This window comes from Parvularcula dongshanensis (assembly GCF_014199615.1).
Taxonomy (GTDB): domain Bacteria; phylum Pseudomonadota; class Alphaproteobacteria; order Caulobacterales; family Parvularculaceae; genus Parvularcula; species Parvularcula dongshanensis.
In genome coordinates this window covers 102,756-123,584 of sequence record NZ_JACHOB010000002.1, presented here as the reverse complement: position 1 = coordinate 123,584, position 20,829 = coordinate 102,756, and the positions used below count along the sequence as shown (strand labels likewise).

25 protein-coding genes and 1 tRNA gene are annotated in these 20,829 nt (G+C 67.4%); 11 read left to right on the top strand and 15 right to left on the bottom strand.

The genetic code is table 11. The features are described from left to right. Nucleotides 1-6: 6 nt before the first annotated feature. From GGQ59_RS06260 to GGQ59_RS06250, 3 genes are read right to left on the bottom strand one after another with little or no spacing between them, the layout of a single operon-like run. A complete protein-coding gene (locus GGQ59_RS06260) occupies nucleotides 7-231 on the bottom strand; it encodes a F0F1 ATP synthase subunit C (RefSeq protein ID WP_183816931.1) in 225 nt (74 codons plus the stop codon). Nucleotides 232-288: 57 nt separating this feature from the next. Then, nucleotides 289-1,068, bottom strand: coding sequence for a F0F1 ATP synthase subunit A (locus tag GGQ59_RS06255; RefSeq protein WP_183817297.1), 780 nt, complete (start codon nucleotides 1,066-1,068; stop codon nucleotides 289-291). A 46-nt stretch (nucleotides 1,069-1,114) separates the two neighbouring features. Beyond that, nucleotides 1,115-1,471, bottom strand: coding sequence for an AtpZ/AtpI family protein (locus tag GGQ59_RS06250; protein ID WP_183816930.1), 357 nt, complete (start codon nucleotides 1,469-1,471; stop codon nucleotides 1,115-1,117). A 180-nt stretch (nucleotides 1,472-1,651) separates the two neighbouring features. Between GGQ59_RS06250 and thrB the strand changes: the two genes are divergently transcribed. The 3 genes from thrB to GGQ59_RS06235 are packed head-to-tail and all read left to right on the top strand — an operon-like array spanning nucleotide 1,652 to nucleotide 3,668. Further along, entirely contained in the window at nucleotides 1,652-2,617 is a 966-nt protein-coding gene (gene thrB, locus GGQ59_RS06245) for a homoserine kinase (RefSeq protein WP_183816929.1), read from the top strand. Beyond that, nucleotides 2,614-3,039: a ribonuclease HI gene (rnhA, locus tag GGQ59_RS06240; RefSeq protein ID WP_183816928.1), complete on the top strand. Its 426-nt coding sequence runs from the start codon at nucleotides 2,614-2,616 to the stop codon at nucleotides 3,037-3,039. Before thrB ends, rnhA begins: the two co-directional genes overlap by 4 nt. Before the next feature lie 44 nt (nucleotides 3,040-3,083). Then, a complete protein-coding gene (locus GGQ59_RS06235; protein WP_183816927.1) occupies nucleotides 3,084-3,668 on the top strand; it encodes a DUF3313 family protein in 585 nt (194 codons plus the stop codon). Between the two features lie 3 nt (nucleotides 3,669-3,671). On the opposite strand, the gene queE is transcribed toward GGQ59_RS06235, so the two are convergent. The 3 genes from queE to GGQ59_RS06220 all read right to left on the bottom strand — a co-directional run bounded on the left by queE (nucleotide 3,672) and on the right by GGQ59_RS06220 (nucleotide 6,008). Then, the gene (gene queE, locus GGQ59_RS06230; protein WP_183816926.1) at nucleotides 3,672-4,310 is read right to left on the bottom strand and encodes a 7-carboxy-7-deazaguanine synthase; all 639 of its coding nucleotides are present in this window, start codon (nucleotides 4,308-4,310) and stop codon (nucleotides 3,672-3,674) included. Then, nucleotides 4,307-5,008 carry a 7-cyano-7-deazaguanine synthase QueC gene (gene queC, locus GGQ59_RS06225; protein ID WP_183816925.1) on the bottom strand — a complete coding sequence of 234 codons (702 nt, stop codon included), beginning with the start codon at nucleotides 5,006-5,008 and terminating at the stop codon, nucleotides 4,307-4,309. Before queC ends, queE begins: the two co-directional genes overlap by 4 nt. Before the next feature lie 235 nt (nucleotides 5,009-5,243). Continuing rightward, complete coding sequence (locus tag GGQ59_RS06220; RefSeq protein ID WP_183816924.1) at nucleotides 5,244-6,008, bottom strand: ZIP family metal transporter; 765 nt, start codon at nucleotides 6,006-6,008, stop codon at nucleotides 5,244-5,246. A gap of 147 nt (nucleotides 6,009-6,155) precedes the next feature. Between GGQ59_RS06220 and GGQ59_RS06215 the strand changes: the two genes are divergently transcribed. Continuing rightward, a complete protein-coding gene (locus tag GGQ59_RS06215) occupies nucleotides 6,156-6,620 on the top strand; it encodes a DUF6491 family protein (RefSeq protein ID WP_183816923.1) in 465 nt (154 codons plus the stop codon). 2 nt (nucleotides 6,621-6,622) lie between these two features. Next, the gene (locus GGQ59_RS06210; RefSeq protein WP_343074281.1) at nucleotides 6,623-7,183 is read left to right on the top strand and encodes a gamma carbonic anhydrase family protein; all 561 of its coding nucleotides are present in this window, start codon (nucleotides 6,623-6,625) and stop codon (nucleotides 7,181-7,183) included. Here the strand turns inward: GGQ59_RS06210 and GGQ59_RS06205 are convergent. Further along, a complete protein-coding gene (locus tag GGQ59_RS06205; protein ID WP_221400912.1) occupies nucleotides 7,156-7,395 on the bottom strand; it encodes a KTSC domain-containing protein in 240 nt (79 codons plus the stop codon). The genes GGQ59_RS06210 and GGQ59_RS06205 overlap by 28 nt on opposite strands. A gap of 136 nt (nucleotides 7,396-7,531) precedes the next feature. Here GGQ59_RS06205 and GGQ59_RS06200 point away from each other — a divergent pair. Beyond that, nucleotides 7,532-7,607, top strand: a tRNA-Ala gene (locus GGQ59_RS06200). 9 nt (nucleotides 7,608-7,616) lie between these two features. On the opposite strand, the gene GGQ59_RS06195 is transcribed toward GGQ59_RS06200, so the two are convergent. The 4 genes from GGQ59_RS06195 to GGQ59_RS06180 form a co-directional block, all read right to left on the bottom strand. Further along, nucleotides 7,617-7,904 carry an EF-hand domain-containing protein gene (locus GGQ59_RS06195; protein WP_183816921.1) on the bottom strand — a complete coding sequence of 96 codons (288 nt, stop codon included), beginning with the start codon at nucleotides 7,902-7,904 and terminating at the stop codon, nucleotides 7,617-7,619. Nucleotides 7,905-8,045: 141 nt separating this feature from the next. Further along, nucleotides 8,046-8,312, bottom strand: a complete 267-nt coding sequence (locus GGQ59_RS06190; RefSeq protein ID WP_183816920.1) for a hypothetical protein — start codon at nucleotides 8,310-8,312, stop codon at nucleotides 8,046-8,048. A 98-nt stretch (nucleotides 8,313-8,410) separates the two neighbouring features. After that, nucleotides 8,411-8,950: a Dps family protein gene (locus GGQ59_RS06185; protein ID WP_183816919.1), complete on the bottom strand. Its 540-nt coding sequence runs from the start codon at nucleotides 8,948-8,950 to the stop codon at nucleotides 8,411-8,413. Between the two features lie 89 nt (nucleotides 8,951-9,039). Further along, nucleotides 9,040-9,216 (bottom strand): DUF1328 domain-containing protein, encoded by a 177-nt coding sequence (locus GGQ59_RS06180; protein WP_183816918.1) that lies wholly within the window; start codon nucleotides 9,214-9,216, stop codon nucleotides 9,040-9,042. A gap of 232 nt (nucleotides 9,217-9,448) precedes the next feature. Between GGQ59_RS06180 and uvrB the strand changes: the two genes are divergently transcribed. Both uvrB and GGQ59_RS06170 read left to right on the top strand, forming a co-directional pair. Further along, nucleotides 9,449-11,554, top strand: a complete 2,106-nt coding sequence (gene uvrB / locus GGQ59_RS06175) for an excinuclease ABC subunit UvrB (protein ID WP_425511352.1) — start codon at nucleotides 9,449-9,451, stop codon at nucleotides 11,552-11,554. Nucleotides 11,555-11,945: 391 nt separating this feature from the next. Continuing rightward, entirely contained in the window at nucleotides 11,946-12,656 is a 711-nt protein-coding gene (locus tag GGQ59_RS06170) for a hypothetical protein (protein ID WP_183816916.1), read from the top strand. A gap of 18 nt (nucleotides 12,657-12,674) precedes the next feature. On the opposite strand, the gene GGQ59_RS06165 is transcribed toward GGQ59_RS06170, so the two are convergent. Next, nucleotides 12,675-13,016 (bottom strand): arsenate reductase family protein, encoded by a 342-nt coding sequence (locus GGQ59_RS06165; RefSeq protein ID WP_183816915.1) that lies wholly within the window; start codon nucleotides 13,014-13,016, stop codon nucleotides 12,675-12,677. Between the two features lie 189 nt (nucleotides 13,017-13,205). Here GGQ59_RS06165 and GGQ59_RS06160 point away from each other — a divergent pair, with 189 nt between their 5' ends. After that, complete coding sequence (locus tag GGQ59_RS06160) at nucleotides 13,206-14,801, top strand: family 43 glycosylhydrolase (RefSeq protein ID WP_183816914.1); 1,596 nt, start codon at nucleotides 13,206-13,208, stop codon at nucleotides 14,799-14,801. Nucleotides 14,802-14,812: 11 nt separating this feature from the next. Here the strand turns inward: GGQ59_RS06160 and GGQ59_RS06155 are convergent, their stop codons facing one another. After that, nucleotides 14,813-16,441, bottom strand: a complete 1,629-nt coding sequence (locus GGQ59_RS06155) for a cisplatin damage response ATP-dependent DNA ligase (RefSeq protein WP_183816913.1) — start codon at nucleotides 16,439-16,441, stop codon at nucleotides 14,813-14,815. A 12-nt stretch (nucleotides 16,442-16,453) separates the two neighbouring features. Continuing rightward, on the bottom strand, nucleotides 16,454-17,470 hold the full coding sequence (locus GGQ59_RS06150; protein WP_183816912.1) for a ligase-associated DNA damage response exonuclease: 1,017 nt from the start codon (nucleotides 17,468-17,470) through the stop codon (nucleotides 16,454-16,456). Nucleotides 17,471-17,632: 162 nt separating this feature from the next. On the opposite strand from GGQ59_RS06150, the gene GGQ59_RS06145 reads away from it, so the two are divergent. Together GGQ59_RS06145 and GGQ59_RS06140 are read left to right on the top strand one after the other, a co-directional pair. Next, nucleotides 17,633-18,214, top strand: a complete 582-nt coding sequence (locus tag GGQ59_RS06145; RefSeq protein ID WP_221400911.1) for a methyltransferase domain-containing protein — start codon at nucleotides 17,633-17,635, stop codon at nucleotides 18,212-18,214. Between the two features lie 74 nt (nucleotides 18,215-18,288). After that, nucleotides 18,289-20,358 (top strand): DUF2793 domain-containing protein, encoded by a 2,070-nt coding sequence (locus GGQ59_RS06140; RefSeq protein WP_183816910.1) that lies wholly within the window; start codon nucleotides 18,289-18,291, stop codon nucleotides 20,356-20,358. On the opposite strand, the gene msrB is transcribed toward GGQ59_RS06140, so the two are convergent. Further along, nucleotides 20,355-20,786 carry a peptide-methionine (R)-S-oxide reductase MsrB gene (gene msrB / locus GGQ59_RS06135; protein WP_343074295.1) on the bottom strand — a complete coding sequence of 144 codons (432 nt, stop codon included), beginning with the start codon at nucleotides 20,784-20,786 and terminating at the stop codon, nucleotides 20,355-20,357. The genes GGQ59_RS06140 and msrB overlap by 4 nt on opposite strands. Between the last annotated feature and the right edge of the window lie 43 nt (nucleotides 20,787-20,829).

The following is a 20,829-nucleotide window of genomic DNA, read 5'->3' as shown; positions in this document are numbered from 1 at the left end:
ATCCGATCAGGAGAAGAGGATCAGGAAGGCGATGACGAGCGCGAAGAGGCCCGTCGCTTCGGTCAGCGCGAAGGCGATGAAGAAGTTGCCGGTCAGCCCTTGCGTGGCGGACGGGTTGCGGAAGGCGCCCTGCATGAAGTTGCCGAACAGGATGCCGAGGCCGATGCCGACCCCGAACAGGGGAAGGACCGCGAGGCCCGCGCCGATGTACTTTGCCGCTTCTGCGTCCATGGAAACTCTCCGAAGGTTCGGCCCCTCCGGGGCCAGGGTGGATGGAAGAAAGCCCGGTCAGTGCGCCGGGTGCAGCGCGTCCTGAAGGTAGATGCAGGTCAGGATCGCGAAGACGAAGGCCTGGAGGAACGCCACCAGGAACTCGAGGATGAAGACGCCGACGATGCCGATCAGCGGCAGGATCGCGATGCCCATGAGCAGCGGCCCGGATGCGAGGAGCACGGCCACGAAGCCCGCGAACACCTTCAGCACGACGTGGCCGGCCAGCATGTTGGCGAAGAGACGCACGGCGAGGCTGATCGGGCGCGAAAGGAACGAGATGATCTCGATCGGGGTGATCAGCGGCAGCAGCCAAAGCGGCACGCCGTGGGGCGCGAACAGCTTCAGGAACCCGAAGCCGTGCTTGTAGAGGCCGTAGACCAACACGAGGCCGACCGAGAGAACCGCCAGTGTGAAAGTGACGATGATGTGGCTCGTCGGCGTGAAGCTGTGCGCCGCGGCGGGCGAGCCGGGCAGGGAGGGCAGGAGGCCCAGGAAGTTCGACAGAAAGACGAAGATGAAGAGTGTGAAGACGAAGGGAAAGAAGCGCCGGCCCTCCTCGCCCATGGTGTCGCGGACCATCTTCGAGATGAACTCGTAGACGACCTCAGCGGAGCCTTGCGCCTTGCCCGGCACGAGGGCGGCGCGCCGCGTCGCCCAGGTGAAGAAGAGCAGCGCCGTGCCGAAGCTGATCAGCATCCACAGCGAGGCGTTGGTGAAGCTGAGGTCCACGCCCTCGCCGAAGGTGAGCGGCACGATCGGAACGATCTCGAACTGCTCCATCGGGCCGGCGGCCATGCCGCGGGCCAGGCCGAGCAGCCAGCTCGCCACGTCGAACGGCGCGTCAAGCATCGCGGTCACGTCCAGGCTCATCCGTCTCCGTCCCGTTCTCGGCGGCAGTACCCGCCATCATTCCGCGATAGACGCCGCGAAGCCCGGCTGCGAACCCGAAGAAGAGCCCCAGCAGCAGGCCGATGACCCGGCCGCCGAGCAGTCCTCCGAGGACGTATCCAAGCCCCGCGCCGACAAGCACGGACACCACGAACTCGATCGCGATGCGAAGGCCGTCTCCGACGGCGCCGCCCGCATGCTGCGCGCCGGGGGGCGGGGTAAGCCCCGCCTCGCTCCGGCCCTGGGTCAACCGCTCTCCAAGCCGATCGAGGTCGGAAGAAGGGGGCCGGTTCGGATCAGGCTCGCTCATGCGGAAGAAGCCGCAAGGAGGACCCTCACGCCGCGTCGATTTCGTGCGCGCGTGTAACGGTCCGTGCAGGGGGGGTCAAGCAAGCAGGCTAACCGCGAAGCCATGTGGGCTTCAGGAGCGCCCTGGCCCCCGCCGGAAGGTTTGCTACAGCACCGGGCGAGTCGCCGTAAGGACGCCCCGATGGCCGTCTACACCCACGTTCCGGAAGACGAGCTGACTAGGTTCCTCGCGAGCTACGGTCTGCCGCCGGCAAGCGTCTTCAAGGGCATAGCGGAGGGCGTCGAGAACTCGAACTATCTCCTCGAAGCGGGCGGGCAGCGTCTGATCCTCACTCTCTACGAGAAGCGAGTCGCGCCTGCGGACCTGCCCTACTTCCTCGCGCTGATGGACCACGTCGCCGACGCGGGCCTGCCTGCGGCGAGGCCCCTGACGGCGAAGGACGGCGAACGGCTTCGAGAACTGTGCGGCAGGCCCGCCGCCCTTATCACCTTCGTCCGCGGCGTCTCGCCCGACCGGCCGTCGCCGGCCCAGGCCCGCGTTTGCGGCGAGGCGTTGGCCCGGCTGCACGCGGCCACCGGCGACTTCGAGCCGACGCGGCGGAACGACCTGGGGGCTGAGGACTGGCCTCGGCTGACGGGCGCGCTGATGCCGCGGGCCGACGAGATCCAGTCCGGCCTGTCCGAAGAGCTGCCCCGCCTCCTGGCTTCGGCGTGCGGCGCTCTTCCCCAAGGGCTGCCGACCGGCACGATTCACGCCGACCTGTTTCCCGACAACCTGCTCCTGACCGAGGGCGAGGTGACGGGCATCATCGACTTCTACTTCGCCTGCACCGGTCCGCTCGCCTACGACCTCGCCGTTTCCATGAACGCCTGGACGCCCGAGCCGCAAACCGACGCTCCGATCGATACGCGCAATGCCCGGGCGCTGCTCGAGGGGTATGAGAGCGTGCGTCCGCTGGCCGCGGCCGAGCGCGAGGCCCTGCCGACGCTTCTGACCGGGGCGGCGCTGCGGTTCTTCCTGACACGGGCCCACGACTGGCTGCACCGCGTCCCGGGGGCGCTCACCCGGATCAAGGATCCGCTTCCCTATCTGCGCCTGATGCGGCACCACGCGGCGCTTTCGAACGACATCACGAGGACGGTTTGACGGACGTTTATACGGACGGCGCCTGCGCCGGGAATCCCGGCCCCGGCGGCTGGGGCGTGCTCATCGAGGGCGAAAGCCCCCGCCGCCTGTCGGGCGGCGAGCGCGCGACGACGAACAACAGGATGGAGCTGCAGGCCGCGATCGAGGCGTTGGCGGCCTTCCGGCCCGGGACCAAGGTCACGATCCATACCGACAGCCAGTACGTCCGCAACGGCGTGACGAGCTGGGTTCACGGCTGGAAGAAGAACGGCTGGCGCACCGCCGCGAAGAAGCCGGTGAAGAATCAGGACCTTTGGCAAGCGCTCGACGCCCTCGCGACCGAGCGGGCGGTCACTTGGAAGTGGGTGAAGGGTCACGCCGGTCATCCCGGCAATGAAGAAGCGGACAGGCTTGCCCGCGAAGGCATGGCCCCCTTCGCATAGGGGTATGTTCGGCCTATGTTCCAGGGGCACAGAGGAGAGGTCCCATGAAACGTATTCTTGCCCCTGCCATGCTGGTTCTGGCCGCCGCTTGCGCCACGAGTGGGCCCGCCAGCTTCGATAGCTTCGAGGCCGCCGAAGCGGCCGACTTCGCGTCCTACGATCAGGTCTACATCGCGCCGATCACGGCGTCTCAGGACGTTCTGGACCGCATTGGCGCGCGGCCGATCAGCCGGTTCGACCGGACCCGCCCGCTCGACCAGGACGACATCGACGGGCAGATCGAAGACCTCCGCGAGGCGATCGAGGAGCGCGTCGGCCGCGTCGCGACGCTGACCGATGCGCCCGGACCCGGGGTCCTGACGATGCAGATCACGCTCACCGAGCTGCAATCGAACCGGCCGACCATGGCGGAGATGCGCGAGGATCCGTCCTTGAGCTTCGAGTCGATCTCGGTCGGGGCGGCGGCGGTCGACATCGTCCTTTCCGAAGAGGGCCGGACGCTGGCGACGATCGAGGACGAGAACTTCTTCCGCCGCATCGACGATCCAGCCGTCAGCAGCCGCCGCTGGGCGACCGCCGACATCTACTTCGACCGGCTGTCGCGGAAGCTGGCCGACCTCCTGGCGTAAGCCTCAGGGGATTCCCGTCACCTTGTGCGTCTGAACCGACAGGCGCCACTTAGGATGGCGGCGGCAGTAGTCGATCGCCGCCGCCGTGTTCGTCACTCTCTCCGGTCCGTCCATGGGCTGGAGGAAGTGGTGCGTGAAGGCGAGACCGGCGAAGCGCTCGGGCCGCGCCTTCGCTTGCGGAAAGACGAGCTTCAACTCCGAGCCCTCGGTCAGGACGATCTCAGCGTCGGCCTTGGGGCTGACGCAGATCCAGTCGAGCCCCGGCGGGGCGGGCAGGGTGCCGTTGGTCTCCACGCCGACCTCGAAGCCGCGCTCGTGGAGTGCCTCGATGAGGTCACCATCGAGCTGGAGGAGCGGCTCGCCGCCCGTACACACGACGTAAGGGACGCCGCCTTCCGCGCCGGTCGGCCAGTGGCCCGCAATGGTCGCCGCGAGGTCGCGTGCCGTCGCGAATCGTCCGCCTCCGGGGCCGTCCATGCCGACGAAGTCCGTGTCGCAGAAGCTGCAAACGGCGCGCGCCCGGTCCTCTTCCCGCCCGGACCAGAGGTTGCAGCCCGCGAAGCGCAGGAACACGGCGGCGCGCCCTGCCTGCGCGCCTTCGCCCTGAAGCGTGTAGTAGATCTCCTTGACGGCGTAGCTCACCGGGCCCGGTACTCCCGCCAACCCTTCGCCCGCAGCTCGCAGGCCGGGCAGTCGCCGCAGCCATAGCCCCATTCGTGCAGCGTGCCGCGCTCGCCGCGGTAGCAGGTGTGCGTGTCGACGCGGATGACCTCGACCAAGGCTTCGCCGCCGATCGTCTCGGCCAGCTGCCAGCTCTGCGCCTTCGTCAGATCCATCAGCGGCGTCTCGACACGCATGTCGGTCGCCATGCCGAGGCGCAGGGCTTCGGCTTGGGCTTGCACCGCGTCCTCTCGGCAATCGGGGTAACCCGAGTAGTCGGTCTGGCACATCCCGCCGACGAGGACGCCGAGGCCCCGGCGATAGGCGAGGGCGCCCGCCAGGACGAGGAAGGCGAGGTTTCGTCCCGGAACGAAGGTGTTGGGAAGACCTGACGCCTCGGCGGCGAAGGCGACTTCGCTCGTCATCGCGGTCTCGCCGAGCTGGGACAGGCCGCGAAGGTCCGCGCCGTGATCGGCACCCAGGCGAGAACCCCAGTCCTTGAGGGCGGCCAGCTTCCGACGGACGACCTGCCGCGCCTCCAGTTCGACCTTGTGGCGCTGCCCATAGTCGAAGCCGATGGTCTCCACCCGCTCGAACCGGTCCAGCGCCCAGGCGAGGCAGGTCGCGGAGTCCTGGCCACCCGAAAGAAGGACGAGCGCCGCATGTGAGTTGTCCTGCATCGGGCGCAGATAGGACGTCCGAGCCGATCTCGCACGTCCCAAAAGACCGGCCTCACGAAAACGCGAGGCGTTAACCTGCCTTTTACCGAAACAACCTAAGGTTGGTATCGTTCGGGGCGGTTCTCACCCTCACCCCCAGCCGACGGCCCACAACTCCCTCCCCAGGGGCCCGAGGCACGCACCGGACGAACAAGAGCGCGGGCGTCCCATCTTGCCCTGATCGGGGCGTCCGCGCTCATCTGCTTCCCGCCGCCACCTCCGTGCTCGCCGCGATGCTCTCGAACCTATGGTCGGCATGCCCGAAGGAGAAGGCGAGGGCGACCGCCACACCGAAGAGGTAGGTCGCGACGAGCGCCGGCTTCGTCTTGTGGCCGAGGTGACCCGGCAGGTGCGTCGCGCCGACGTAGAGGAGCGCGCCCGCAGCACCCGCGAGCAGCAGACCGAGTCCGGAGACCGGCAGGACGGCCAGCAGCCCCTGGGAAGCGATCGCGCCGACGGGCGTCGTCGCCGCCGCGCCGAGGAAGGCGCCGAGCAGCGCGCGGGACAGACGCAGACCTGCGGCGCGCAGCACCGCGAAGAGGACGACGCCCTCGGCGAACTCGTGCGCCACGAGGCCTACCGATGCGACCGCGCCCATATGCTCGTCATGCGCGAAGAGAACGCCGTACTCTATTCCGTCGAAGAAGGAATGAAGCCCGATCGCGAGCAACGGCGCCAAGGCGGCGCCGACCGTCTCCTTGAAGGAGAGGTTCACGCCGTAAAGAAGAAGGTAGCCGGCCAAGGCGGCGAACGGCGCGCTCGTGCTGAGCGTGGCCGCTGCGGGCAGCAGCATCAACGCCGTCGTGACCAGGACGCCGGCGGCGAAGGTGGTGAAGTAGGGGCTCTGACGGACCGCCCAGTCGCTGCGCAGCGCCGCTGCGACGAGGCCGAGAGTCGCCAGCGCCGCTGCGATCAGGCTGGCCCAAACGGCCGGCGGCACCGTCACGCTTCCCGCAGCCATGCTTTGCGACCCCGATCCCGACCCGTCATGCCCGAGGATCCGGGCGCGTCCGCCCCTGTGGCAGCTTCGCTTCGGCCGAACAAGGACAGGGGCACTCGCTTGCTAGCGGGGCACCGAACCCTAACCTCGGGGTCAGGAGGAAGTCTCATGCGCATTCAAACAGTCTTGCCGTTCCTACTCCTCGCCGCCTGCACGACCACGGACGGTGGGGGCGGGGATGAGACCCTGCTCGGTCTGGACGATCCCCGGATCGGCGCCGAAGTCGGACAGGTCTGCTTCCTCGGCAGCATCGACGGCTTCTCCGAGTGGGATCAAGGCGAAGGCGTCGTCCTTCGCAAGGGGCCGCAAGAGCGCTACCTCGCGACGATCAGGGGCGTCTGCCAGCCGCTCGAATTCGTCCAGCGCGTCGGGTTCGACCCGCGCGGCGCCAGCCAGTCCTGCCTGACGCAGGGCGACTACCTCTTCGTCTCGTCCGCGATCTCGCCGCTGTCGACCACCGACAGCTTCGACAACGCCCGCTGTCTTGTCGACGGCCTCTACGAATGGAGCGGCGAGGCGCCGGATGGCGAGACGCTGACGCCGACGGACGACGCGGCGGCAACGGAGTCCTGAGGGTGGAGGCGCTTCTGCTTCCGTTCGGTGGGAAGACGCCGCGGGTTCATGAGACCGCCTTCGTGGCGCCGGGCGCGGTCCTCATCGGCGATGTCGAAGTCGGGGAGGAGGCTTCCGTATGGTATGGTTGCGTCCTGCGTGCCGACACGAATGCGATCCGCATCGGCGCGCGCAGCAACGTACAGGACGGCACCGTCATTCACGTCGACGCCCCGGAGATGGGCGGCTTGCCGGTCGAGATCGGCGAAGAGGCGTTGATCGGTCATCGATGCCTGCTTCACGGCGCCCACGTTCAGGACGGCGGCTTCGTCGGCATGGGATCGACCATGCTGGACGGTTCGGTCGTCGAGACGGGCGGCTTTCTGGCCGCGGGGGCCTTCCTCGCACCGAGGAAACGCGTGCCGGCCGGCGAGATGTGGGGCGGATTGCCAGCCCGGCGGTTACGGTCCTTGAAGGAGGGGGAGGGGGCGGCCGCCCGTCTTGGCGCGGCGCACTACGTCCTAGAGGCGAAGGCCCATGCCGACGCCCTGGCCGATCACGCCGCCGACTTGACCCCTTCGTAGCGGTTCCTGATCGCGCGCGCGAAGTAGGCGCCCTTCGAAGGCGCCCGTTGCAGGCCGTGCCAAACGGCCAAGGGCACGCCCTCATAGGCGTAAGGGTCCGCATCGCCCGCGAACCACAAGAAGAGGCGGCGGGAGAACGCGTCGTACTCGGCGCGGTCGAAGAGGGAAGAGGACCAGTAGACCATTGGAAGGAAACGCTTCTGCTGGTTCACAAATGGGAACGACCAGACGTCCTCGCCAGCGCTCGGTACGATTTCGCCAGCGGAACGGAAGCTTTCCGCGAGGGCGCCGAGAACCCCTCCTCGCCGCTTGACCGGCCCCGACGCGACGCCTATTCACCGCCGCGTTGGGGCCGTAGCTCAGTTGGTAGAGCGCGTCGTTCGCAATGACGAGGCCAGCGGTTCGATTCCGCTCGGCTCCACCACTTCTCTTCTTACTGCGTCCGTGTTTGCGGGCCCGAGGTCACCAAAGCCTCGAGCTCGGCGAGCGTCATGACGCCGTCACCGCCCGACACGGCTTCGAACTGTGCCTCGGTGCCGGGGCCGACATAAGCCACGAACTCTTCTTCCACGACCTGGCCATCGTGATCCGCGTCGATCTCGTCGAAAGCTTCGGAAACGCTCTGCGGTTGGGGCTGCGGCGCGGGCGCATCGCTCTCCTGCGCGACGGCGACACCGGCAAGGCAAAGCGCGGCGACGGACAAGCAGATGGGCTTCATCATAAGAACCTCTCAAAAGGGCAACGCAAAGAGCGCGTCGTAAAGAGAAGATCGTGCCTGGGTTCGGCGCCGCAGTGGTCCTGATAAGGTAAATCCGCGGCCGAGGCGGCTGAAAGAAGGCGCCCTAACTTACTGTAACTCTACTTAAGCCCGTCGCGCCGACCGGATGAGAAGGTAGAGAAGTCCGCCCAGCGCTATCGGCGCTGCGAGAACGCGCAAGACGGCCAGCAGCGGTATAAGAACCGTCGCCAGCACACGGAAGACGGTCGCAAGGGCAAGGCCGACCGTTCCGGCGATGCCCACGGCGAGGTCGTGCCCGACGTCGCCGACCGGCAGCACGCCTTGCGACGCGGACCAGATGCAAAGCCCGAGCGCGAGAAGAAAGACCAGGCTAGCTTTCAGGATCTTCATGGAGAAGAGGTGGGGTGGGCATCGGAGCAGGTCAAGCGCGATGCGCCATGCGAAAGGGGGAGGGCGAACCCTCCCCCTCGCGAAGGCTGTGAGTGGAATTAGGCGCTGGCTTGGCCCGGCGCGCTGCCGCGATCGTCGCCGACGGCCAGGGCGTTCAGCATCCAAGCGAACTCTTCATGCGTGCCGATCCGTTCGGTGACGAAGTCGGCCGTGAACGTGTCGCCGATCTCTTCGGCCTTCTCGACCGTGTCGCGCATCTTCCCGGCGAGGTGCTGGTGGTCGAGCGCCAGCTCGCGCAGCATGGCGCCCGCTTCGGGCACGCCGGTCGGATCGTCGATCGCACTCGACTGGTAGATGTTCTTCAGGCCGGCGGGCGCGGGGAAGCCGAGGGCGCGGATGCGCTCGGCGATGGCGTCGATCGCCTTGGCCAAGTCCTTGTACTGCTTATCGGTAAGCTTGTGGACCGAGTAGAAGAGCGGGCCCGTGACGTTCCAGTGATAGGTCTGGGTCTTGTGGTACAGAACGTAGGTGCCGGCGAGGTTGTCCGCGAGCTTCTGGCAAAGCGCCTCGCGGCCGTCATGGGAGAGGCCACTCTCGACGGGCAGTTCCGGAGAGCGGGCGGTGTGGGCTTCGGTCATGAATTCGGTCTCCTGAAATGGTCGAACGGGCCGGGAACACAGCTCCCGGCCTTCTCGTTCCTAGAATGCGGTCTTCGGTCGCTTCGGCCTCAGACGCGGGTGCCGCGTCCGCGCATCAGGTTCACGATCAGAGAGATCACGAAAAGCGCGACGAAGACGAAGAACAGGATCTGCGCGATGCCCGCCGCAGCGCCGGCGATGCCGCCGAAGCCGAGCACGGCTGCGATGATCGCGATGACGAGGAAGGTAAGAGCCCATCCTAGCATTGTATAACTCCTTCGTTCCCACGGCCGGATGCCGTTTCGATGTCGGACTTACGTGCGGGAGCGCGCCGTCGTTCCGCGCTTTCCCGCGAACGTGAAAGCCTGGAAAGGGAAGGGTTCGGCCTTCGTTCCGCTACTGGAACCGGCGCCGTTGCGTCGTACATAACCGGCCATGTCTCAAACCTTGCCCGACGACACCGGTTTCTCCGAAGCCATCGCGACCTATCACGGCCGGATGGTGCCGTCCGGCTGGGCGCCGCACCGCCCTCAGCGGCCGGCCAAGCTCGACGGCGGGAAGAAGTTCCAGGTCGTCTCCGACTACGAGCCGGCGGGGGACCAGCCCGCCGCGATCGAGGAGCTGGTCGACGGCATCGAGGTGCACGAGCAGGACCAGGTGCTGCTCGGCGTCACCGGGTCGGGCAAGACCTTCACCATGGCGAAGGTGATCGAGGCGACGCAGCGCCCGGCCCTCATCCTCGCGCATAACAAGACGCTGGCCGCGCAGCTCTACGGCGAGTTCAAGGCGTTCTTCCCGAACAACGCGGTCGAGTACTTTGTCAGCTACTACGACTACTACCAGCCGGAAGCCTACGTTCCGCGCACGGACACCTACATCGAGAAGGAATCCACGATCAACGAGCAGATCGACCGGATGCGGCACTCCGCGACCCGGGCGCTGCTCGAGCGAGACGACGTCATCATCGTCGCGAGCGTGTCCTGCATCTACGGCATCGGCTCGGTCGAGACCTACACGGCCATGACCTTCACGATCAGTGAAGGCGATCAGATCGACCGCAAGCGCCTGCTCGCCGACCTCGTCGCCCTTCAGTACAAGCGCAACGACGCGGCGTTCACGCGGGGCACGTTCCGGGCGCGCGGCGACACGATCGAGGTCTTCCCCGCGCACTATGAGGACGCGGCCTGGCGGATCACGCTCTTCGGCGACGAGGTCGAGGAGATCGTCGAGTTCGACCCGCTGACCGGCAAGAAGATCACGACGCTGCCGCGCGTGAAGCTGTATGCGAACAGCCACTACGTCACGCCCCGCCCGACGCTCGCCAAGGCGGTGGACGGCATCAAGGCGGAGCTGAAGCAGACGCTTCCGAAGCTGCACGAGGAGGGCAAGCTCCTCGAAGCGCAGCGCCTGGAGCAGCGGGTGCAATTCGACCTCGAGATGCTGCAGGCGACGGGCTCGTGTCAGGGGATCGAGAACTACTCGCGCTACCTGACGGGCCGGAAGCCTGGCGAGCCGCCGCCCACCCTGTTCGAGTACCTGCCCGACAACGCGCTCCTCTTCTGTGACGAGAGCCACGTGACGGTGCCGCAGATCGGCGCCATGTTCAAAGGCGACTACGCGCGCAAAAGGACGCTCGCGGAGTACGGGTTCAGGCTTCCGAGCTGCCTCGACAACCGCCCCCTCAAGTTCGACGAGTGGGACGCCATGCGCCCGCAGACCTGCCACGTCTCCGCGACGCCGGGGCCGTGGGAGCTCGACCGGACGGGCGGCGTCTTCACCGAGCAGGTGATCCGCCCCACAGGCCTCGTCGACCCGCCGGTCGAGATCCGGCCGGTCTCCAAGGACGGCTTCAGCCAGGTCGACGACGTCATCGACGAGGTGAAGCAGACGGCGAAGCGCGGCGGGCGCAGCCTCGTCACCGTGCTGACGAAGAAGATGGCCGAGGACCTGACGGAGTACATGCACGAGCAGGGCGTCAAGGTCCGCTACATGCACTCCGACGTCGACACGGTGGAGCGGATCGAGATCATTCGCGACCTGAGGCTTGGTGTCTTCGACACGCTGATCGGCATCAACCTCCTGCGCGAAGGCCTCGACATCCCCGAGTGCCAGTTCGTCGCGATCCTGGATGCGGACAAGGAAGGATTCCTGCGCTCCGAGACCTCGCTGATCCAGACGATCGGCCGGGCGGCGAGGAACGTGGACGGACGGGTCGTCCTCTACGCCGACGGCGTCACCGGCTCGATGGAGCGCGCGCTCGCCGAGACGACGCGCCGGCGCGAGAAGCAGGAGGCGCACAACGCCGAGCACGGCATCACGCCGATGACGGTGAAGGCCAAGATCGCCGAGATCGTGGACTCGGACGACGAGGGCACGAAGGCCGCCTACGGCACGACCTTCTCGAGCGCGAAGCTGACCACCGGCATGGGCGCCATGAACGAGGAACGGGCCGCCTACGCCGCGGCGGGCGGCAACATGCAGAAGCACCTCAAGGCCCTCGAGACCCAGATGCGCGAGGCGGCGGCGGACCTCGACTTCGAAAAGGCGGCGGCGCTGCGGGACGAGATCAAGAAGCTACAGGCGTTGGAGTTGGAGACTGGGTGAGCTGTAACAGAGCCGGATTCCATCATAATTTGCGAACTCGACGTTTGGGTGGGCGGAAGTGAAAGTAGAAGTTCACTCGGGGTGCACGTCTGCAGACGTCGATCGGGCACTTCGGCAAATCGAGCAGACATTCGGTGTCATCGTCGCGCGCTTGGCCGCCGAGCACGAGCCTCTTGAGAACATGTCGTGCTTGAGTACCTCGCCTTCCTGCCAACACCCTTTCACGAACATTCCTGCGAAAGTGGGTCAAAGCTTCCACAAGGCGAGTGCCACCTGCTTCGTCGATGCTCCGGTTGATTACCTCCAGTTCGCGTCTTCGAATTGGGCGACCCGAGTGCGTGCCTACGCGGCAACGGTAGAAGCGTGCGTATTGAAGATAGCAAGGACGAGGGTGACGGCTGACGAGCGCCAAATCCTTCTCGGTATTGTGGAGCGCGCGTCACAAGAATTGTCCGTAGAAGTTCCCGAAGTCATCGCGGAAGTGGGTCCAGTGTACGTGAGATCGACGGCGGCAACTGACGTCACTCCGATGCTCAGTTTCAAACCGCATCCTAGCATGATGCCGGTTCGGCCCGAAGAGATATGGATGCATGATCGCGGTGACGGTGTAAGAAAGGAGACCCTGTTCAAGCTCTACAATAGGCGTAGCGAGGTGATCTTCTATCGAGAAGGTTGGTTCTCCGATGACTTAACTATTGTCGAGCATTGGGGCACGTGCGGGAGTCGTGGTGAAGCAAGAAGTCATACGCATACCGATAAAAGCAATGCTCGTAAGACGTATGATCGTTTGAAAAAGGTAGCCTACGAAGCTGGCTTCCGAGCGATACCGCTAAGCGAGCATGCGAAGCTGGTCGTGGAATATCCAGTCGCAGAGACGAAGGCAGAAACGGACCTGGAGCGACGGCATGCGCTCGAAGACCTTCTCGATGAACTTACCGGATGGCTTGGTTTAGGTCATGTGGACGGCAGTTCGATCGGTTCCGGGACGATGGAGGTCTTGTCTTATGTGGTCGACTTCCAAACCGCGAAGGCCGCTATTGTCGAAGCACTAAGCGAAACCGCATTCTTGGACTTCAACCGCATCTATCGGGCGGCGACCTGATCTGGTTGTGCTGCTTGTCTACGGCCCCAGTGCAAATTTCGTCTCCGCGTTCCACCCTACATATAACCCCCCATCCTCATCCATGATCACCGGCCGCTTGATCAGCGTCGGGTTGTCCCGGAGCAGTCCGGCGAGGTCCGTCTCCGCCCGCGCCTTCTCCTCGTCCGGCAGCTTGCGCCAGGTCGCGGAGGAGCGGTTCAACGCCTTGTCGGGCGCGGCGGCGATCAGGGCTTCGAGGAAGGCGGTCGTCGGCGGGTCCTTGCGGAGGTCGACGACGGTGACCTCGCGGCCCGCCTCTTCGAGGGCGCGGGTCGCTTTGCGGCAGGTCTCGCAGGTCTTGATGCCATAGAGGGTGATCATGGGCGCTCGCTCGTCTGGTCCGTCAGCGCGGTCCTAAGACCGTCCGCCGCCCGGTCCAACCTTCGGAGACGAGCCGTTCTTCCCGTTCGTCGCCCGCGATCGGTCCGCGCCGGTTGGCCACAGGGTACGTCCATGCTCTGATCCCGCAACGGTCGCGGCGTTGCCGGTTGGCCGATCGGAGGGCAGCCGATGGGCACTAGAAGAGATCTGATGAAGTCGCTGACGCTCGGGGCGGGCGCGACCGCGCTGTCAGGCGCGAAGGCGGCCCCTTGCGGGGGCGGCGAGCCGGCGGCGTGGCGCCGCGGCGTAGAGGGGCAGCGCGTTCCCGACCTCGGCGACGGGCGCTTTCTGAACCCGATCCTATCGGGCGACCATGCCGACCCGACCGTCCTCAAGGACGGCGACGCCTACTACATGACGTTCTCGTCCTTCGACACGGTGCCGGGCATCGTGATCTGGCAGTCCCGGGACCTCGTCAACTGGTCGCCGGTCGCGACCGCGCTCAAGACGGCCGTCGGCTCGGTCTGGGCGCTCGACCTCGTCAAGCACGATGGCCGGTACTTCATCTACATCCCGGTCGTGGGCGACGCCGGGCAGACGATCATGGTCATCCATGCCGACCGGATCGAAGGGCCGTGGAGCGAGCCGATCGACCTTGGGATACCCGACCGGATCGATCCCGGCCACGCGGTCGGCGAGGACGGCAAGCGCTACCTGTTCGTCAATGGCGGCGGGCGGGTCCGGCTCACCGACGACGGCCTCGCGACGGACGGCGAGATCGAGCAGGCTTACGAGCTGTGGCAGTACCCGGACGACTGGATCGTGGAGATGTATTCGGGCGAGGGGCCGAAGATCACGCGCAGGGGCGGCTACTTCTACCTCGTCGCCGCGATCGGGGGCACGTCCGGACCGCCGACGGGGCACATGGTCGTCGCCTCTCGATCTCGCTCGATCCACGGTCCCTGGGAGCAGTGCCCGCACAACCCGATCGTTCGGACGACGGACCCGGACGAGCGCTGGCTCTCGCGCGGGCACGCCACGCTCGTCGAGGGCCCGGACGGCGACTGGTGGATGGTCTACCACGGCTACGAGAACGGCTTCATGACGCTGGGGCGCCAGACCCTCCTCGATCCCGTAGAGTGGACGGAAGACGGTTGGTTCCGTGCCCTGGGTGGCGACCTCGCTCAGCCGATCCGCAAGCCGCTGCCCGCGTCCGAGCCGGGGCGGGGCCAGGCCTTGTCGGACGACTTCACCACCGACCGATTCGGCCTTCAGTGGAGCGTCTGCGAGCCGGGGCCCAACGAAGCGACCCGCGCGCGCTACGAGGACGCGGCGCTCGTCCTAAGGGCGGAGGGCACGGGACCGCAGGATTGCTCGCCCGTCGCCTGCATCGCCGGGGACCAAGCCTACGAAGCGTCCGTGACGATAGCACCGCGCGGCGGGGCCATTGGCGGGATCGTCTTGTTCTACAGCGGCCGCGGCTTCGTCGGCTTCGGCTTCGACGGCAGCCAGATCTACACCTACAACTACAGTCAGGAGCACAGCTGGCTGCGCATCCCGGTTCGAAGCGACACGCTTCGCCTGAAGCTCGAGAACGACCGGCACATCGTCACCATGTCCTACAGCGCGGACGGGAAGACCTGGACGCGCCATCCCTGGCGGTACGAGGTCTCGGGCTACCATCAGAACGTGTTCGGCGACTTCCGCAGCCTTCGCCCCGCGATCTTCTCGGCCGGCGAAGGGGAAGTTGAGTATACGGACTTTACCTATCGTGCCTTGACCTAGAGCGGCGGCGCCTACGCCTCCTCGGGCAGCATCGCTTCGAGCGTCTCGATCGTGTCGGCCTCGCGGCTCGGCTTGTCCCAGCGCAGGCGGCTGACGCGCGGAAAGCGCATGGCAACGCCGGACTTGTGGCGGGTGGAGCGGCCGAGGCCCTCGAAGGCGATCTCGAGGACGAGGCCCTTGTCCTCGTCGGCGCGGACGGAGCGGACGGGGCCGTAGCGGGCGATGGTGTTGTCGCGGACGTACTTGTCGATCTTGCGAAGCTCCTCGTCGGTGAAGCCGTGATAGGCCTTGCCGACGGGGACGAGCTCGCGGCCGTTCTCCGCATCCTTCCAGACGCCGAAGGTGTAGTCGGAGTAGTAGGAGCTGCGCTTTCCGTGGCCGCGCTGCGCGTACATCATCACCGCGTCGACGAGGAAGGGCTCTCGCTTCCACTTCCACCACTCGCCCTTGGGGCGGCCGGGGACGTAGACCGACGAGCGCCGCTTGAGCATCACGCCTTCGATCGCGTCGAGCGGCGGGTTGGCGCGGGCCGTGGCGAGCGCGTCCCAATCGGGGAGGTCCACGACCTCGGACAGGTCGAAGCGCTCGTCCCCGTCGGGGCTCGCCCGGTGTTCCCTCAGCAGTAGACCTTCGAGACGCGCGCGGCGCTCCTCGAAGGGGAGGGGGCGGAGGTCTTCGCCTTCGAGCCACAAAAGGTCGTAGGCGCGGATGAAGGCGGGGTGGCTCTTCATCATCTTTTGGCTGACGGTCTTGCGGTTGAGCCTTTGTTGCAGGTCGTTGAAGGGCCGCACGGCGAAGCGGTCGCGGACGTGCGGGTCGAAGACCAGAAGCTCGCCGTCGATCGCCGCGTCGAAGGGCATGGCGGCGAGGATGTCGGGGAAGGCGCCGCCGATGTCGTCGCCGGTGCGGGAGTAGACGCGACGCTCATCGCCCTCTCGCACCGCCTGGACGCGGATGCCGTCCCACTTCCACTCCGCCGACATCTCGGCGAGGTCGATCTTGGGCTTGTCCGCCTCTTCGATCGGGTGGGACAGCATGACGGGGCGGAAGGGGGCGGCCGCGGCGGAAGCGGGCTTCTCGCCGCCTTCGAGCCAAGAGAAGAGGGAAAGGTAGGGCGGCTTGAGGCCGTGCCAGAGCTCCTCGATCTCCTGGACGGGCTTGCCGCCGTACTCGGCGAGGGCGACCTTCACGAGGCGCGCGGCGACGCCGATCCGTAAGCCCCCCGTGGCGAGCTTGATCAGCGCCCAGCGGCCGGACGCGTCGAGGGCGTCGAACCAGCGCTCGACGACCTCCAAGGCCTCCGTGCGGGTGACGCCGTTCAGCGTCTCGACCGCGTCGGTGAGGGTGGGGACGTAGTTCTGCCCCGGCTTCTCGGGCCAGATCAGCGCCGCGGCCTCTGCGAGGTCGCCGACATAGTCGTGGCTCATGTCGAAGAGCGCGCCGTCGACGCGGGTGTAGACGAGCTGCTTGATCTGGCCGGCCTTGATCGTCTTGATGTCGAGGTCGCGCGTGATCGCCGCCACGGCCCAGCCGCGCTCGGGGTCCGGCGCCTCGCGGAAGTAGTCCGTCAGGATGCGCACCTTCGCGTTGCGCCCCGGCGTGAAGATCAGCCGGTCGAGGAGGCCAGCGAAGCGGATCATGCGCCCGCCCCCTCAGTCATTCTCGTCCTCGTAGCCGATGAGGTGCAGCGGCCGGGCGACCCGGCCCTCGACCTCGGCCCAGCGGACGAGCGCGTCCTCGCGCCCATGGGTGACCCAGAGCTGGTGCGGGTCGACCTCGCGAACCGTGTCTGTCAGCTCGTCCCAATCGGCGTGGTCCGAGACGATAAGGGGCAGCTCGACGCCCTTCTGCTTGGCGCGCTGACGGACCCGCATCCACCCGGAGGCGAAGGCGATGACGGGGTCGGGGAAGCGCCGGGCCCAGGTCGAGCCCATGGCGGAGGGCGGGCAGACGACGACCTTGCCTTCGAAGTCCTGCTTCGCGCCGCGGCCGTCCTTGACCGTGGCGGGCGCGAGGGGACCCAAGGGCACGCCCAGACGCTCGTAGAGGTCGCAGAGGCGCTGCATCGCGCCGTGGATGTAGATCGTCTCGTCGTAGCCCTGCTCGCGCAGATGGCGGATTATCCTTTGCGCCTTGCCGAGCGCGTAGGCGCCGACGAGGTGGGCGCGCTCGGGAAACTGCTCCAAGGAGTGGAGGAGCTTCGCGACCTCGCCGGCCGTGTCCGGATGGCGGAAGACCGGCAGGCCGAAGGTCGCCTCCGAGATGAGGACGTCGCAGGGCACGGGCTCGAAGCCAGCGCAGGTGGGGTCGCGCCTGCGTTTGTAGTCGCCCGTGACGACCATGCGGGTGCCCTTGTGTTCGACCACGGCCTGGGCCGAGCCGAGGACGTGACCGGCGGGCACGAGCCAGAGGGCGACGCCGTTGAGGTTCACGACCTCGCCGATCTCGGCCGATTGGCGGCGTTCGGTGAAGTCCTCGCCGTAGCGGGTCGCCATGATCTCCAGCGTCTCGGGCGTCGCGAGCACCGCGCCGTGGCCCGAGCGGGCGTGGTCGGCATGGCCATGCGTGACGACGGCCCGGTCCACGGGGCGGACGGGGTCGATGTAGAAGTCGCCGGGGGGGCAGTAGAGGCCCGCGGGGGTGGGGTGCAGCAGAGCCTCTGGCTTCATGGGAACGATGTAGGAACGAAGGCCCGGGCGGCCAACGACCCGCGCTGCCGGGTACCGGACCGCCGCCCCACCCCGGCCGCTCGTCGAGGGCCGGAAGGTGGCACGGGAGCGAGGGGCGGGGGTAAGCTCGCTGGGCTTCGGTGTGCAAGGCGGAGGGGATGGGTGACCCGGGACAGATCGAACGGTTGGGACGCGGTCGCAGCGGGCTTCCTGGCGGCCCGCACGCCGGTCGGGCTGGGCGTCGTGCGGCGCTGGGCAGCCTCCCTGCCGCCGGGCTGCGCGGTCCTCGACCTCGGCGCAGGGTCGGGCGAACCGCTGGCCGCGGCGCTCATCGCCGAAGGGTTCGATCTTCACGCGGTCGATGCGTCTCCGGCCATGGTCGCCGCGTTCCGTGAACGCTTTCCGGACGCCGCGGCCGCTTGCGAGCCCGTCGAGGCGAGCGCGTTCTTCGGCCGGACGTTCGGCGGCATCCTGGCGGTAGGCTTGATCTTCCTCTTGCCGACCGACGTCCAGCGCGACGTGATCGCCCGGGCCGCCACCGCGCTCCGGCCCGGCGGCCGCCTCATCTTCTCCGCGCCCTCGCAGGCCTGTTCGTGGAACGATGTCCTGACGGGACGCCGCTCGGTCTCGCTCGGCGCGGAAAGGTATCGCGACCTGCTCGTCCGTGCCGGGCTGATCCCGACCGGCGAGGACACGGACCGGGGCGGCAACCACTACTACACAGCATTGAGACCGTCTGGCTAAGGACGGCCCCCCGGACTTATCCCCGCCGTCCATTCGGCCCTCATGCTCCTTCGCAAACCTCGCGAGGAAGCTCCATGGAAACCACCGACCGTCACGGCCTGCCCTACGTCATCGCCGCGCAGGCGCAGAAGCACGTCACCGTCAACGAGACGTTCCGCGCGCTCGACGCCTTGGTGCAGATGAGCGTCCGGTCCGCGAGCGTCGCGTCGGAGCCGACGTCGCCCCTGCCGGGCGACGGCTACATCCTGACGGAAGAAGCGGGCGGTCCGGCCTGGGACGCCTTCGCGGCCGACGCGGTCGTCGTCTATCAGGACGGCGCGTGGGCGGTCTTTGCGCCGACGCCTGGCATGACCGCCTATGTCGAGGACGAGGGCACGCACCGGGTCTGGGACGGCGGTTCGTGGCGCGGCATGACGGGCGGCGGTGCGGCGGCTCCGCAGGAGGCGGCGGCCCGCTTCGGCGTGAATGCCGCCGCGGACGATACGAACCGCCTGACCGTGAAGTCGGACGCCATCCTTCACAGCCACGACGACGCGAGCGGACAGGGCTCCGGCGACGTGCGGCACACGCTGAACAAGGCGGCGGCGGGCGGCACGGCCTCGGTCGTCTTCCAGTCGGACTGGTCGGGCAGGGCGGAGATGGGCCTCGCCGGCGAGGACGACTTCTCCTTCAAGGTGAGCGCGGACGGGAACGCCTGGTCTACGGCGCTTCGCATCGACCGAGCGACGGGTGCGGTCAGCTTCCCGAACACCGACTTCGGATCGGGCGGCGGCGTGACGGCCGGCGAGGCCGCGTTGACCGCCAAGGCCTTCACGGACCTTCTGCGCGCCGACCTCGTCGCGGGCGGCGGCGTCCTGGGCGGGAACCTGGCGCGTACGACGCAGATCGTCCTCTACACGACGACCGGCATCGTGCAGGTCGCGAGCGCCGCCGAGCGCAACGTGGTCGAGGTCTACGACGACGGCGCCGCCTATGTCGGCCGCAATGTGAGGCAGCGCCTCTTCATGTCGCTCGGCGAGGTCGCGGTGCTCACGGGCCTGAGCGCGGGCGCGGTGATCGTCTCGACGGGCGGGGTCGGCGGGGCGAGCGACACGGCAAGCGGCTCGGACCGCTCGCCCATGCCGCTCGGCCTCGAAGGGTTCGCGGGGCGCCAGTTCTTCTTCTACGCCTTTCGCCGCAGCGCGGGCGGGGCGGGACGCGTCTTCGTCAGCGCGGGCGCTGTACCCGCGACCGTCCGCCTCCTGAACGGCGCCGGTACGGCCGAGGTCGACAGCGCAGCGCTCGGCGCGTTCGGCTTCGCTGAGCTGCAAACCGATGCCGATGCGGAGTTCCAAGTCATCGCCGACCAGCCGATCTTCGTCGGCGTGGCATCGGGCCTTGGCGGCGGGGACGTGGTGTCCGACCTGCGGCTGGTGCCGCCGCTTTCGACCCAGATCATCGGGCACGCCCGGCAAGGCTACGTCTCCGCGCTGTACGCCGACACCGTCGTCTCTTGGTATCTGCAGGACGGCAGGCGCGGCAGCTTCACCGTGTCGCCGGGCAGTCCAGTGGACCTCGCGGCCGAGACCGGGGCGAACTCGAACGACTACTCGCCCGAAGACTTCGTTATCCTGCGCGCGAGCGGGCCGATCAGTTCCTACTCCGGCGCGGATGGCGAGGGAGGAGAGGCGACGCCGCACTATCCGGTCGGCGCGCTAGCGCAGCGCGTGCCCGTGCCGCTCGCGACCAAGGCCCAAGGGACGGGAAAGGATTCCTGCTTCGCGCTCGCCAGTCCGCATGAGGGCACGGCGGCGATCTACCGTAGCGACGGATCGCTCTTCGCGACCCTTCCTCTGACGCGGCAGAACGCCGTCACCACTCCGGACGATCAGCTTTGCCCCTGCTCCGCGCGGCTCGACGGTCAGAGCATGCCGTCGGACTTTCCCGGCGGTTGGATCGAGGCGGACGTACCGATCTACGTGGTCATGAACTCTTCCCAGAATGAGGCGCAGTTCACGGGTGGCGTGATCACCTACGGCGACGAGATCGCGCTGCCGGGCGTGACGCCGGAAGAAGCCCGCACGGAGGTCCGGCGGGACGAAGCCGGCTTCCTGCGCCGCCGCCGCCTGGGGGCGGACGGCGCGGAAGCCTGGGTGCTCTGCTAGGCCGCGTCGTCGGCGGGCACGAAGTCGAGCGCGACGCCGTTGTTGCAGTAGCGAAGGCCGGTTGGCTCTGGGCCGTCGTTGAAGACGTGGCCCTGATGCCCGCCGCAACGCGCGCAGTGGTACTCCTTGCGCGGGTAGATCAGCTTGAAATCGGTCTTCGTTTCGACCGCGCCAGGCAGATGATCGAAGAAGGACGGCCAGCCCGTGCCGCTCTCGAACTTCGTGTCCGAGGCGAAGAGCGGCAGGGCACAGCCTGCGCACACGAACTGTCCTTGGCGCTTCTCCTGATTGAGGGGGCTGGTGCCGGAGCGTTCCGTGCCTTCCTTGCGCAGGACGCGGTACTCTTCCTCGGTCAAACGCTTCTTCCACTCGGCGTCGCTGAGGCTTGCCCAGTCGGTGCCGCTTTGGGCGGCTGCGGTGTTGCTCATCTTTGTCTCCTCGTCGCGGCTGCTGGCCGAACAGGCGGTCATC